15 protein-coding genes are annotated in these 12,168 nt (G+C 71.7%); 4 read left to right on the top strand and 11 right to left on the bottom strand.

The window, feature by feature from the left end; translation table 11 throughout:
- Positions 1-198 precede the first annotated feature (198 nt).
- Positions 199-876 carry a murein hydrolase activator EnvC family protein gene (locus tag FHX33_RS04425; RefSeq protein WP_246396871.1) on the top strand — a complete coding sequence of 226 codons (678 nt, stop codon included), beginning with the start codon at positions 199-201 and terminating at the stop codon, positions 874-876.
- Positions 877-899: 23 nt separating this feature from the next.
- On the opposite strand, the gene FHX33_RS04420 is transcribed toward FHX33_RS04425, so the two are convergent.
- Positions 900-1,805, bottom strand: coding sequence for a tyrosine recombinase (locus tag FHX33_RS04420; RefSeq protein WP_183428205.1), 906 nt, complete (start codon positions 1,803-1,805; stop codon positions 900-902).
- Positions 1,806-1,913: 108 nt separating this feature from the next.
- On the opposite strand from FHX33_RS04420, the gene FHX33_RS04415 reads away from it, so the two are divergent.
- Positions 1,914-2,492, top strand: a complete 579-nt coding sequence (locus FHX33_RS04415) for an ABATE domain-containing protein (RefSeq protein WP_183428204.1) — start codon at positions 1,914-1,916, stop codon at positions 2,490-2,492.
- Positions 2,489-3,112, top strand: coding sequence for a LysE family translocator (locus FHX33_RS04410; protein ID WP_021765079.1), 624 nt, complete (start codon positions 2,489-2,491; stop codon positions 3,110-3,112). The genes FHX33_RS04415 and FHX33_RS04410 overlap by 4 nt, the downstream gene beginning before the upstream one ends.
- An 11-nt stretch (positions 3,113-3,123) precedes the next feature.
- Here the strand turns inward: FHX33_RS04410 and dprA are convergent, their stop codons facing one another.
- The 8 genes from dprA to FHX33_RS04370 all read right to left on the bottom strand — a co-directional run bounded on the left by dprA (position 3,124) and on the right by FHX33_RS04370 (position 9,273).
- On the bottom strand, positions 3,124-4,383 hold the full coding sequence (gene dprA / locus FHX33_RS04405) for a DNA-processing protein DprA (protein WP_021765078.1): 1,260 nt from the start codon (positions 4,381-4,383) through the stop codon (positions 3,124-3,126).
- The gene (locus FHX33_RS04400) at positions 4,380-5,921 is read right to left on the bottom strand and encodes a YifB family Mg chelatase-like AAA ATPase (protein WP_183428203.1); all 1,542 of its coding nucleotides are present in this window, start codon (positions 5,919-5,921) and stop codon (positions 4,380-4,382) included. Before FHX33_RS04400 ends, dprA begins: the two co-directional genes overlap by 4 nt.
- On the bottom strand, positions 5,921-6,277 hold the full coding sequence (locus FHX33_RS04395) for a YraN family protein (protein WP_021758185.1): 357 nt from the start codon (positions 6,275-6,277) through the stop codon (positions 5,921-5,923). Before FHX33_RS04395 ends, FHX33_RS04400 begins: the two co-directional genes overlap by 1 nt.
- A gap of 105 nt (positions 6,278-6,382) precedes the next feature.
- Positions 6,383-6,706 carry a DUF2469 family protein gene (locus FHX33_RS04390; protein WP_018190696.1) on the bottom strand — a complete coding sequence of 108 codons (324 nt, stop codon included), beginning with the start codon at positions 6,704-6,706 and terminating at the stop codon, positions 6,383-6,385.
- Between the two features lie 29 nt (positions 6,707-6,735).
- On the bottom strand, positions 6,736-7,398 hold the full coding sequence (locus FHX33_RS04385) for a ribonuclease HII (protein ID WP_039921122.1): 663 nt from the start codon (positions 7,396-7,398) through the stop codon (positions 6,736-6,738).
- Entirely contained in the window at positions 7,398-8,144 is a 747-nt protein-coding gene (gene lepB, locus FHX33_RS04380) for a signal peptidase I (protein WP_021758183.1), read from the bottom strand. Before lepB ends, FHX33_RS04385 begins: the two co-directional genes overlap by 1 nt.
- An 88-nt stretch (positions 8,145-8,232) precedes the next feature.
- Entirely contained in the window at positions 8,233-8,580 is a 348-nt protein-coding gene (gene rplS, locus FHX33_RS04375) for a 50S ribosomal protein L19 (protein ID WP_021758182.1), read from the bottom strand.
- 195 nt (positions 8,581-8,775) lie between these two features.
- Complete coding sequence (locus FHX33_RS04370; protein ID WP_021758181.1) at positions 8,776-9,273, bottom strand: hypothetical protein; 498 nt, start codon at positions 9,271-9,273, stop codon at positions 8,776-8,778.
- Between the two features lie 122 nt (positions 9,274-9,395).
- On the opposite strand from FHX33_RS04370, the gene map reads away from it, so the two are divergent.
- Positions 9,396-10,160 (top strand): type I methionyl aminopeptidase, encoded by a 765-nt coding sequence (map, locus tag FHX33_RS04365; protein ID WP_021758180.1) that lies wholly within the window; start codon positions 9,396-9,398, stop codon positions 10,158-10,160.
- A 27-nt stretch (positions 10,161-10,187) separates the two neighbouring features.
- On the opposite strand, the gene trmD is transcribed toward map, so the two are convergent.
- Together trmD and FHX33_RS04355 are read right to left on the bottom strand one after the other, a co-directional pair.
- Complete coding sequence (gene trmD / locus FHX33_RS04360) at positions 10,188-10,874, bottom strand: tRNA (guanosine(37)-N1)-methyltransferase TrmD (RefSeq protein ID WP_021758179.1); 687 nt, start codon at positions 10,872-10,874, stop codon at positions 10,188-10,190.
- Positions 10,875-10,884: 10 nt separating this feature from the next.
- The gene (locus FHX33_RS04355) at positions 10,885-12,105 is read right to left on the bottom strand and encodes an MFS transporter (protein ID WP_039921131.1); all 1,221 of its coding nucleotides are present in this window, start codon (positions 12,103-12,105) and stop codon (positions 10,885-10,887) included.
- Between the last annotated feature and the right edge of the window lie 63 nt (positions 12,106-12,168).

Genomic DNA, 12,168 nt, shown 5'->3' with positions numbered 1-12,168 from the left:
GTTCGGTTGTGTGCCGCCGTCGTCCGCTGGCCCGCCCTGGCGAGCGCGAACCGGCGCTAGACACGGTACGCCCGGATCGCCGCAGGGCAATATCGACATGCGTCGGATGTGCAGAATGACCGTTCTCCACCGTTCGCGCTCGCGACCAGCCGTCAACCCGGTGCTCCACGACGGTGGAGGTGACGGGAGGGGCGAGCGATGGGACGACGGGGCAGGGAGATCGTGGGCGGTGCGGCCCGGCGGGTACGGGCGTGGCGGGTGCGGGCGTGGCGGGTGCGGGCGTGGCGGGTGCGGGCGTGGCGGATGCGGGCTCTCGGCTTGCTCGTGGCGGGGGTGGTGGTGACCGGTGCGCCGTCGGGCGCCGCGGCCGTGCTCGCGCCCGGTCCTGCCGTTGCGCGCGCGGCACCCGAGCCCGCTCAGGCCCCGTGGACGCCGGCGCGCGCCGCCGTGCCCGGCTCCGCGCCGCGATGGGCATGGCCGGTCATGCCACCCCAGGTGGTCGGCGCCTACGCCGCTCCCCCGACGCCGTACGCCGCCGGGCACCGCGGCATCGACCTGGCCGCGACGCCCGAGCTGCACGTGACGGCGCCGGCCGATGCGACGGTCCGGTTCGCCGGGGTCGTCGTGGACCGGCCGGTACTCACGCTGGACCACGGCGGCGGCGTGCTCTCGAGCTACGAGCCGCTGGCGACGGACCTCATCGCCGGTCAGTCCGTCGCGCGCGGCGCTGTGATCGGCCTCCTGGCATCGGGTGGACACTGCGGCGACTCGTGCCTCCACGTCGGTGTGCGGGTGGACGGCGCCTACGTCTCGCCGCTGCTGTTCTTCGACCGGGTGCCGCCGTCGGTGCTGCTGCCCCTCGGCCGCGACGGGTGACGCGAGTGTCAGAGGCGGGCGTATCAGGCGCGCGGGTGCGCGATCCGGTAGCTCTCCTTGAGCCGCTCCGTGGAGACGTGCGTGTAGATCTGGGTGGTGCCGAGGCTGGCGTGGCCGAGGATCTCCTGCACGGCGCGCAGGTCCGCGCCTCCGTCCAGGAGGTGCGTGGCTGCGGTGTGGCGGAGGGCGTGCGGTCCCGCCGGACCTGATCCCGGGATCCCCTCGAGCAGCCCGGCGACGAGTTCGTAGACGGCGCGGGTGCCGAGGCGACCGCCGCGCGCACCGAGCAGCAGCGCCGGTCCGGAGCGCGCGACGGCGAGGGCCGGCCGCGCCTCCGCGAGGTAACGGCGGAGGATGTTGCGGGCGGGCACGCCGAACGGGACGACGCGTTCTTTCGCACCCTTGCCCAGCACGCGCACCGTGAGCCGGTCGAGGTCGACGTCGTCCACGTCGAGCCCGGTCAGCTCGGATACGCGCACGCCCGTGGCGTAGAGCAGCTCGATGACGGTCAGGTCGCGCAACGCGCCCGGATCGCCGTCGGCTGCGAGGGCGGCGAGCGCTGCCAGGAGCTCGTCCATCTGCGCCCGCGTGATGACGCGCGGGAGGGTCTTGTCCGCCCGGGGTGCCCGGAGGCGCGCGGCGGGGTCCACGGTCTCGCCTCCGGTGCGGGTCACCCAGGCGCTGAACCCGCGCGCTGTCGCGGAGCGTCGCGCGAGCGTGGCTTTGGCGAGACCGCGCTGGGATCCCTCCCAGAGCCAGTCGCGCAGCACGTCGAGGGTGAGTCCGTCCGTGTCCGCCACCGTGCGTTCGGCGGCGAACGCGGCGAGCGCCGCCAGGTCGGACCGGTAGGCGCGCACCGTCTGAGCGGAGTACCCGCGCTCGACCTGGAGGTGGCGCGCGTACCCGTCGATCGCGTCCGGGAGTTGCACTCCTCCAGCATCCCCCGCGTCTGCGTGCCTCGGCTGCAGCGACCCTCGCTGATCCGTTCCGTGTAATGGTTTTTGCACAACTTGGCATTACGGGGTCATGATGTCGGGGTGATTCCTCGCAGACGTTGGATGTGGCTGGGCGACCATCTGGCCGTCGACTTCGTCAATACGACGATCGGCCTGGGCGATCACCGGGAGGAGCTCATCGGCACCGTCGACGAGTTCCTGGGCTGGGTCGACGCCGAGCCGGCCTGGTTGCCCGCTCTCGCCGGCGACCGGGTGGACCTCGCCGTGGTCGTGGCGCAGCGGGACGCCACAAGTCGGCTCTTGCACGCGGCCGCGCTGCACGCCGACCTCGACGCCGACGATGTGGACCTCATCAACGACCGTGTCGTCGCGGCCGGCGTGACGAGGCTTCTCGGGAGCGGGACCGGTGCCGGCGCGAGCCGGTTGGCGGCCGGGACCGGCTTCCCGGCCCTTCTCGGCGTTCTGGCGGCGGCGACCGTCGACCTCCTCGCCCGCGATGATCTGGCGGCGATCGCGGTGTGCGAGGCTCCCGGCTGCGGTCAGATCTTCCATCGGTCGCGGCGCAACCAGCGGTGGTGCAGTCCGGGGTGCGGCAACCGTGCGCGCGTCGACCGGCATCGGCATCAGAACCCCGCCGCCGGCGCGGCGCTCTCGCCGTGATCGACGTCACGGTCATCCCTGTCTTCCTCCTTGCCAGCCTGTTCATCTGCATCGCACCGGGCACCGACATGGCGTACATGCTCGCGGTCGGCATCACGGGAGGCCGGGGCGCAGCGCTGCGCGCCTCGGCCGGGGTCGCCCTCGGCGTGCTGGTCTACTCCGTGGTCGTCGCGGCCGGAGTCGGAGAACTCGTCCGCCAGTATCCGTGGTCATTAGGCGTGATCCGCGTCGTGGGCGGCGTCTATCTGATCTGGTTGTCCGCCCGAGCATTCCTCGATGCGCGCCGCGGCGCGTCGTTCGCGGCCAGCCCGCGCACGACGCGCTGGTTCCGCCAGGGGCTCGTGGTGAATCTCACCAACCCGAAGATGGCGTTGTTCTTCCTGGCCTTCCTCCCGCAGTTTCTGGGCTCGGCCACGTCGAGCGTCGCGCAGTTCATCGTGCTCGGCCTCTGCTTCATGCTCATCGGCTACATCGTGGACACGGCCGTCGGCCTCCTGGCCAGCACGCTCCAGCGCCGCCTGGCCGCCAAGCCGTCCGCAGGCCGAACGCTGAGCGTCGCGGCGGGAGTGGTCTACCTCTGCCTCGCGGGTGTCGTCGCCTGGGAACTGGTCGCGGGCTAGCCCTGTCGGCGTCACCGGGTGGCCTCCCAGCCCGTCACGGTGGAGCGGACGGCGCCGGAGAGGCTGAGGCGCCCGAGCGCGGCGACCACCGCAGGGAGTGCGAGCCCTGTCACCTGCGCCAGCTCGTCCGTCTCGCGACCGCCGCGGATGGACGCAGCGGCGAGCACGGCGCGGTCGTCCGCGCTGCTGCCCGACCCGTCGGCATCGTCCCCGTCGTCCGGCACACCCGACGCGCCCAGCGGGTCGGCGAGCTCGGCCATCTCATCGACCGTGGTGACACAGGTCGCGGCGTATTCGCGGATGAGGCGGTGGCAGCCCGCCGACGCCGGCGAGGTCACCGGACCGGGTACAGCGCCGAGCGGCCGACCGATCTCGGCGGCGTGCCCGGCGGTGTTGAGGGAGCCGGAGCGGTGGCCGGCCTCGACGACGATCGTCGCGCCGCTGACGGCGGCGATGAGCCGGTTGCGCATCAGGAAACGCCATCGCGTCGGTGTCGAGCCGCACGGCAGCTCGCCGACGAGGAGCCCGGTCTCGGCGACCCGGCGCAGAAGGTCGCTGTGGCCGGCCGGATAGAGGCGGTCCACTCCCCCGGCGAGGAACGCGACGGTCACGTGCCCGCTGGCGACCGCCGCGCGGTGCGCGGCACCGTCGATCCCGTACGCACCGCCCGACACGATGGCGAAGCCCCGGTCCCCGAGACCGGCCGCGCTCTCCATGGCGACGTGCTCGCCGTACCCGGTCGCGGCGCGGGCACCGACGAGGGAGACGGACCGCTCCAGCGCCGTGAGCCGCTCCGGGTCCCCACGGAGCCAGAGGGCGAGAGGCTCGCCTGCGCCCAGTGCGGACAGCCCCTCGGGCCATCCGGTCGCCTCGGGTGTGAGAAGACGAGCGCCCACGTGCGCCGCCATCTCGAGCGCTCTCACCCCGGTCTCCGGCGATCCCTTCGCACGCCAGCGCGTCAGGGCGTCCGTCATCCGCGCACGCTGACGAGCGCTGGATGCGTCGCCTCCGATGCGGCCGAGCACCTCTCGACCATCCAGCTCGTCGACGACGCAGAGGAGCGCCGCCGCGGGACCGAGGGCGTTCACGAGCGCGCCGGCATCGGTATCGCCGGGTTCGATCATGGTGCCGAGCGACACCCGGGCGAATTCCGCCTCGAGCGCCGCTCGCTCGGAGGACGGTCCGCCCTCCACCGCTCCCGCCGAGACGACCGCCAGAAGTTCTGCGATCGTACGGTGCGGGATGCCCGCGAACGTTGCGACGCCGCTCATGCGCCGATCCCCCTGCGCAGGAACAGTGCACGACCGATGTGGTCCGCGGACGGTCCCGCGGCGCCGTCGAGATCGGCGAGGGTCCACGCCAGCCGGAGCGCGCGGTCGTACCCGCGCATCGTGATCGCACCCCGCTCCAGGGCGCGGTCCAGCGGGCCGATCGCTGCCGGCCCGATCCGGCGTGCGCCCGCCCGCAGCCACGTGCCCGCCACATCGGCGTTGCGCCGCCATCCCGTGCCCGCGAGGCGGGACCGGGCGACCTGACGTGCTGCCTCCACGCGCTCTCGGAGGACCGCACTGGTCCGTGCGGCACACTCCCCGTCGGCGCCGGAGCGCAGAGCGGCCAGCCCGAGCCGCCGCACCGTGAGGTGGATGTCGACCCGATCGAGCAACGGACCCGACATCCGCGCCAGGTAGCGGCGGCGGGCGATCGGGGTGCAGGTGCACTCCTCGTCCACGGAACCGTAGCGCCCGCACGGGCACGGGTTCGAGGCCAGCACGAGCTGGAAGCGGGCGGGGAACGTCGCGGCGCCGCTCGCCCGGTGGATGCTGACCGCTCCCGATTCGAGGGGCTGCCGCAGCGCGTCGAGGACGGAGGGCGGGAACTCCGCCGCTTCGTCGAGGAAGAGCACGCCATTGGTCGCCCGGACGATGGCGCCGGGAACGATGCGCCCGCTCCCGCCACCGACGAGCGAGACGGCACTGGCGGTGTGGTGGGGCGCTTCGAACGGCGGACGACGCACGAGCCCGCCGCCGATCCCGAGTCCGGCGAGCGAGCGGATGGAGGTGGACTCCAGCGCCTCGGCGCCCGTCAGGTCCGGCAACAACGAAGGGAGACGCCGGGCGAGCATCGTCTTACCCGCTCCCGGCGGCCCGACCATGGCGACGTGGTGCCCGCCCGCGGCGGCCGCGACGAGGGCGTCCACCGCTTCGTCGTTGCCGGCGACATCGGCGAGGTCCGGTTCGTCCGGCTCGGCCGCGTCGAGGGCGGACCCCTCGACGGGGTCGAGGTCGATCGGATCGAGTTCGGCGCCGTGGGCGATCGCTGCGGCGCGCAGTCCTGCAACCGCCACGACATCCACGCCGTCGACGAGTTCCGCCTCCGCCGAGTTCGCGGTCGGGACGAGGACGCGCCGGAACCCGGCGTCGCGCGCGGCAAGCACGGCCGGCAGCACTCCGGGCACGGGGCGAAGGCGCCCGTCCAGGCCCAGCTCGCCCAGATGGACGGCACGCGAAGCCGACTCCGCCGGGACGTCGCCCGCGGCGGCCAGCGCGGCGATCGCGATGGCCAGGTCGAACCCGCTGCCCTGTTTGCGCAGCGATGCCGGCGACAGGTTGACGGTGAGCTTGCGCTGGGTGAGCGGGCTCCCCGCGTTGACCGCTGCCGCACTCACCCGCTTGCGCGACTCGCCGAGAGCGGCATCCGGCAACCCGATGAGGACGAACGCCGGGAGCCCGGCGGAGATGTCGGCCTCGACCTCGACGATGTCGCCGCGGACCCCGGTCAGCGCGACGGCGAACGCCCGAGCGAGCGCCATCACGCCACCCCGCGCAGGTGCTCGATCGCCGGCTCGCTGCTCCACGCGTCGATCACGGCGACCGCGTCGATCCTGATCGCTCCCGAGACCGGTCCGTTCGCCTGGCACCACTCGGCGACCAGCCGCCGCAGTCGCGCTCGTTTGGCCGCGGTGATCGCCTCGAACGGATGACCGTACGCGACCGATGTGCGCGTCTTCACCTCGACGAACACCGTCGCGGCGCCCTCGCGCACGACGAGGTCGATCTCCCCCGCCCTGCACCGCCAATTGCGCTGGAGCACGACGCACCCCGCCGCCTCGAGCCACTTCGCCGCCACCACTTCACCGCGGCGACCGAGTTCGTCCTTCTCTGCCATGTGTTCCTCCCGCCACCAGCCTCGGTGGAGGGAGCCCCGGGCGGGCGCGGAAACGAAGATCAGTGGAGAGAGCGCAGCTCGGCGCGAGGTGTGGAGCGGAACGCGCTACTCGTCGAGCGCGAGCTCCTTGGGGAGCTCGAACTCCTTGCTCGAGAGCTCCTCGATGTTGACGTCCTTGAACGTCAGCACCCGCACCGACTTCACGAAGCGGTCGGCACGGTACACGTCCCACACCCACACGTCGTTCATCGTCAGCTCGAAGTAGAAGTCGTGCTCGGTGTCCCGGCGCACGAACTCCACCTCGTTCGCGAGGTAGAAGCGGCGCTCCGTCTCGATCACGTACTTGAACTGCGAGACGACGTCCCGGTACTCGCGATACAAAGCCAACTCGACCTCGCGGTCGTAGTCGTCGAACTCGTCTTCATCCATCGTTCGTCAAGTCTATGCCGGTCCGGGCCTCAGAACGGAATGTCGAGCGTCGCGGTGTCCTTCAGCCAGGTGAGACGGTGCAGTGCGCTCGGCCCGAGCTCGGACAGCGCCGCGAAATGCTCGCGCGACGAATAGCCTTTGTTGCTCGCCCAGCCGTAGCCCGGATACTCCGTGTCGTGCTGGATCATGAGCCGGTCCCTGTGCACCTTGGCGATGACGGACGCGGCCGCCACCGACGCGCAGTCGCGGTCGGCCTTGATCCGGGTGACGACACGGGCGGGCCGCATCAGGGACGGGTTGAGGTAGTCGTAGTTGCCGTCGAGGATGAGCGTGCTGTCGCGCACCTGGGCGCCCTGCTCCTCCAGCTGGGCGAGCGCGCGGGCGCCGGCGAGCCCCAGGCACTTCATGATGCCGAGGGAGTCGACCTCCGCGGCAGACGCAAGGCCGACCGCGTGGAACATCGCCCAGCGACGGCAGGCCGGGTCGAGCGCCTCCCGCGCCGGCTCGGGCAGCAGCTTCGAGTCGCGCAGCCCGACCGGGATGCGCTTCACCGCGGTGTCGATCACGACCATCCCGACCGCCACCGGGCCGGCGAGGGCTCCGCGGCCGACCTCGTCCACCGCGACGATCGACGTCACGCCGTCGCGGTACAGCGCCTTCTCGAACCGGAGAGTGGGCGTCACCGGGGCCATCATCCTGACTTCTCCTCCACACGTGCGAAGACTTCAGGATAGTCGTCCAACCACGTCCATCGGCTGGCAGGCCAGCTGATCACGAACGCGCGCCCGACCACGTTCGCGAGGGGCACGAACCCGTGCCCCGGGAGCGCCTGGTTGCGGGACGAGTCCTGCGAGTCGTACCGGTTGTCGCCCATGACCCACAGCTCGCCCTTCGGCACGGTGACGTCGAACGCGAGCGTGGCCGCGTCGGTCTGACCGGCTGGGACTTCGATGTAGGGCTCGTCGATCGCGACGCCGTTCACCGTCAACCGTCCGCCGGCGGTGCAGCACGCGACCCGGTCGCCCGGCAGGCCGATGATCCGCTTGACGAGGTGGTCGTCGCTGTCGGAGGCGGAGAGGCCCACGAAGGTCAGCGCCGTGTCCACGGCCTGCCCGATCGCGTTCTGCCTGGTCGGCGGTGCCTTCGGCAGCCAGCCTCCCGGGTCTCGGAACACGACGACATCGCCGCGCGCGAGCGGGAACAACGACGGCTGCAACTCGTTGACGATGATCTTGTCCTGGATCTGCAGCGTGTTCTCCATCGATCCGGAGGGGATGTAGAACGAGCGGACGACGAACGTCTTGACCAGGAAGGAGACCAGCAGCGCGACCACCACGATCACAGCGATGTCACGGACGTACCTCAGCACCGAGCGCTGCCGATCGCGCTCTCCCCCTGACGCCTGCTGTGCGCCGGTGGGTACCGTCTCTTCCGTCATTTAACCGCCTGAACTCCCGGTCCAGTGTAGGACCGGGAGCTCAGGACGACGGCTACGGAGTGCCGCGCGAGTCGCTGCTGGGAGCAGCTCAGTTGTCGCGCTTCTCCTTGATCTTCGCCTTCTTGCCGCGCAGCTCGCGCAGGTAGTAGAGCTTGGCGCGACGGACGTCACCGCGGGTGACGACCTCGATCTTGTCGATGACCGGCGAGTGGACCGGGAAGGTGCGCTCGACGCCGACCTGGAAGCTGATCTTGCGGACCGTGAAGGTCTCGCGGACGCCTTCGCCCGAGCGGCCGATGACGACGCCCTGGAAGACCTGGACACGCGAGCGCGTGCCTTCGATGATGTTGACGTGCACCTTGACGGTGTCGCCGGCGCGGAACGCGGGGATGTCTGACTTGAGGGACGCGGCGTCCACGTGGTCGAGGATATGCATGGATATTCACTCTCTGTACCCGCCGACAGGTCGGGGACGGATTCAGGGCCGCCTCGCGCTCACGCGGAGACGGACGATCATTCGGTTGGGGTGTGCGCGAGAGATGCTGGCTCCCCTGTGGCAGAGCCTGGCCGCGGCACAATCAACAATTCTGCCATGCCGACCCCTCGATCGCCAAAGCAGGCCGGTCGCCGGTCAGCGCTGCTCGTCGTGCCGTTCTTCGACGACGATGTACTCCACGCTGTCGAGGGGAGGCTCGGGCCGGCGCACCTGCTGCGGCTGCGCCGCGCGCTCGTAGGCGGCGAACGTCTCCTGGACGCGCGCCCGCATGTCGGTGACCAGCTCCCAGAGGACGAGCCAGAAGGTGCCGAGGAAGAACACGACCGCGAGGACGGCCAGCCAGCCGGAGGCGCCCGCCGGGAAGAAGCCGAACGCGATGACGGAGGCGTGCCAGCCCGTCAGCAGGGCGACATCGGCCCAGGAGACCGCGCGCACATCCCGCGCGCTGCGCCGGGCGACGGTGATGCCGCTGACGGCGAGCTGGGCGAGGAAGAGGATCGGGCACAGGATCAGCAGGCCGAAAAAGCTCCAACCGCTCCCCTGGCTGAACGCCGCCCAGCCGATCAGCAGCCACACCGGAAGCACCACGGCGGACGGGAAGAGCCACCAGTAGAACGCCTTGCGGATGATCACGCGACCAGCGTAGCCGCGCGCGCCTGTGCAGCGGCTGCGGGTTCGCCGAGGGCCGAAACCCCGTGGAAGACTGGGACGCACCGGGCGCACGACGCGCGCCGCGACTGGAGGAGGACGCACCCGTGATCGAGCTGAGGACCCCCGCCGAGATCGAGCAGATGCGACCCGCCGGCCGGTTCGTGGCCGAGGTGCTGGCCGAGACCGCTGCCGCCGCGAAAGTCGGCGTCAACCTCCTGGAGCTCGACCGCATCGCCCACGACCTCATCCGCCGCCGCGGTGCGGAGTCCTGCTACATCGACTACCACCCCTCGTTCGGCGCCAGCCCGTTCGGCAAGGTGATCTGCACCTCGGTGAACGACGCGGTGCTGCACGGCCTCCCGCACGACTACCGCCTCCGCGACGGCGACCTCCTGAGCCTGGACTTCGCGGCGAGCGTCGACGGCTGGGTCGCCGACTCGGCCGTCTCGATCGTGGTGGGCTCGGCGCGCGACGAGGATCTGCGCCTCATCGACACCACTCGCCGTGCCCTCACGGCCGGCATCGCCGCCGCGCAGCCCGGCGGCCGGATCGGCGACATCTCGGCCGCGATCGCCGCGGTGGCGCACGCGGAGGGCTACTCGATCAACACGCAGTTCGGCGGTCACGGCGTCGGGCGCACCATGCACGGCGACCCGCACGTGCCCAACGACGGCCGCGCCGGCCGCGGGTTCCCGCTGAAGCCGGGCCTCGTCATCGCGATCGAGCCGTGGTTCCTCGAGACCACGGACGAGATCTTCACGGACCCGGACGGCTGGACCCTCCGCAGCGCGGATGGCTCGCGCGGCGCCCACTCCGAGCACACCGTCGCCATCACTGCGGACGGCCCGCTGGTCCTCTCCGCCCCGTAAGAGACAGAGGGCTGCGGCCGCGGGAGGCTACGGCAGGAGGTCGGGCCGCACACGCCGCGTGCGCTCGAGCTGCTGCTCGTGACGCCAGGTCGCGATCGCGCCGTGATTGCCCGAGAGCAGGACGGGCGGCACGGCGTGGCCGCGCCATTCGGCGGGCTTCGTGTAGCTCGGGTACTCCAGGAGCCCGTCCTCGTGCGACTCCTGCACCAGGCTCTCCGGGTTGCCCACGACACCCGGGATGAGCCGGCCGACGGCCTCGATCATGGCCATCGTGGCCACTTCGCCGCCGTTGAGGACGTAGTCCCCGATGCTCATCAGCCGCACCCGGGCGCGCGCGGCCGTGTCGTCGAACACGCGCTGGTCGATGCCCTCGTAGCGGCCGCAGCCGAACACGAGGTGCTGCTCCTGGGCGAGCTCGCGCGCGATCGCCTGGGTGAAGACCTCCCCCGCCGGCGAGGGGAAGATCACGACCGGATCGTCCGCGCCGTCGCCGAGGACGTGGTCCAGCGCCTCGCCCCAGGGCTCGGGCTTCATCACCATGCCGGCGCCGCCGCCGTACGGCGTGTCGTCGACGGTGCGGTGCCGGTCGTGGGTGTGGTGGCGCAGATCGTGGACGCCCAGCTCGATGATCCCGGACTGCCGGGCCTTGCCGAGGAGGGAGATGTCCAGCACATCGAAGAACGTCGGGAAGATCGTGACGATGTCGATGCGCATGGAGACGAGTCTATTCGGGCACGACGGCCAGCTCCCGATCGCGCGGGACGAGCGGGGTCGCCACGGCCGGGCAGAGCGCGACGAGCGCGAACGCGACCGGGTAGCCGAGCCAGCCGATCAGGCCGCCGACGGCCGGCCCGACGACGGACGCGGCCAGGAACTGCCCCGTGTTCTGCGCGCCGAGCGCGCGTCCCGACCAGAACGGCCCGGCGATCTCGGCCACCGAGGTGTAGGCGAGCCCGTTGTCGGCCACGGTGACGATCGCCGCGACGATCAGGATCACCGCGGCGGGCACCGAGCCCAGCGCGGAGGCGGCCGCCATCAGCAGCATCACCGCGACGGCGGTGAGCGACACCCAGCGCAAGGGACGCAGGTGGCTGCCCACCCGGTCGCTCAGCACGCCCACCCCGATCCTCCCGATCGCGCCGGCGAACTGGCTCACGCCGATCACGATGCCGGCCGCCAGCGACGAGAAGTGCAGCTGGGTCACCAGCCACACCAGCCCGAACGTCGAGACGGTGAACTGCGGGACGACCAGCAGCATGGAGACCGAGTGGATGCGCCACAGCAACGACGTCTCACGGTACGGCCGCCACGCGGCCTGACGGTGCGGGGTCTCCCCCGGCGCCGATGTGCGGGGCGGGCGGGGCGGGTCGACGATCCCCACAGCGCACAGCACGGCGGAGACCGCGCACAGCACGGTGGGCACGACGAGCGCGGCGGCGATCCCCCCGCTGGCTGCGAGCAGCGGGATGGAGAGCGCGGCGATGGCGACGCCGAGGGGCTGGCACATCTGGCGGATGCCCATGGCGAGTCCGCGGCGCTCCTTCGGGAACCAGCCGATCACCACGCGGCCGCTCGCGGCGTTGGGGCTGGCCGCCGCCATCCCGCCGAGCAGGAAGAACGCGCCGAGCGCGAGGTAGGACGACACGAACATCGCGCCGAACCCGGCGAGGGCCGTGAGCGCCAGTCCCGAGGCGATCACCCAGCGCTCGCCGATCCGGTCGCTCAGCGCTCCCCATGCGATCAGGGTGAGGACGAGCCCGAGCGTCGGGGCCGACGCCAGGAGACCGGCCTGGGCGAGGCTCAGCCCGCGCTCGCTGTGCAGGAGCGGGATGAGGAACGCCGGCGTCGACACGAACACCGTGGAGCTCGCCTGGGCGAGGACGCCGAAGCCGAGCATCAGCCAGGGGCGGGGCTGGCGCAGGCCGGATCGTTGAATGACGGGCATCATGCGGTATACCCTAGTGGTATACCAAGCTGGTGCGCCAAATCGGTACGCCAGTATGGACGC

Source organism: Leifsonia aquatica (assembly GCF_014190775.1).
GTDB lineage: Bacteria > Actinomycetota > Actinomycetes > Actinomycetales > Microbacteriaceae > Leifsonia > Leifsonia aquatica.
The sequence above is the reverse complement of the archived record's forward strand: the minus strand, read 5'-3'. Positions and strand labels throughout refer to the sequence as shown.

What these genes read in the sequence shown, in the direction of transcription:
- rplS (WP_021758182.1), bottom strand. Translation starts at nt 8,580, where the DNA reads ATGCATATCCTCGACCACGTGGACGCCGCGTCCCTCAAGTCAGACATC.
- trmD (WP_021758179.1), bottom strand. Translation starts at nt 10,874, where the DNA reads ATGCGCATCGACATCGTCACGATCTTCCCGACGTTCTTCGATGTGCTG.
- FHX33_RS04425 (WP_246396871.1), top strand. Translation starts at nt 199, where the DNA reads ATGGGACGACGGGGCAGGGAGATCGTGGGCGGTGCGGCCCGGCGGGTA.
- FHX33_RS04395 (WP_021758185.1), bottom strand. Translation starts at nt 6,277, where the DNA reads ATGGCAGAGAAGGACGAACTCGGTCGCCGCGGTGAAGTGGTGGCGGCG.
- dprA (WP_021765078.1), bottom strand. Translation starts at nt 4,383, where the DNA reads ATGAGCGGCGTCGCAACGTTCGCGGGCATCCCGCACCGTACGATCGCA.
- FHX33_RS04355 (WP_039921131.1), bottom strand. Translation starts at nt 12,105, where the DNA reads ATGCCCGTCATTCAACGATCCGGCCTGCGCCAGCCCCGCCCCTGGCTG.
- FHX33_RS04400 (WP_183428203.1), bottom strand. Translation starts at nt 5,921, where the DNA reads ATGGCGCTCGCTCGGGCGTTCGCCGTCGCGCTGACCGGGGTCCGCGGC.
- FHX33_RS04385 (WP_039921122.1), bottom strand. Translation starts at nt 7,398, where the DNA reads ATGGCCCCGGTGACGCCCACTCTCCGGTTCGAGAAGGCGCTGTACCGC.
- FHX33_RS04390 (WP_018190696.1), bottom strand. Translation starts at nt 6,706, where the DNA reads ATGGATGAAGACGAGTTCGACGACTACGACCGCGAGGTCGAGTTGGCT.
- lepB (WP_021758183.1), bottom strand. Translation starts at nt 8,144, where the DNA reads ATGACGGAAGAGACGGTACCCACCGGCGCACAGCAGGCGTCAGGGGGA.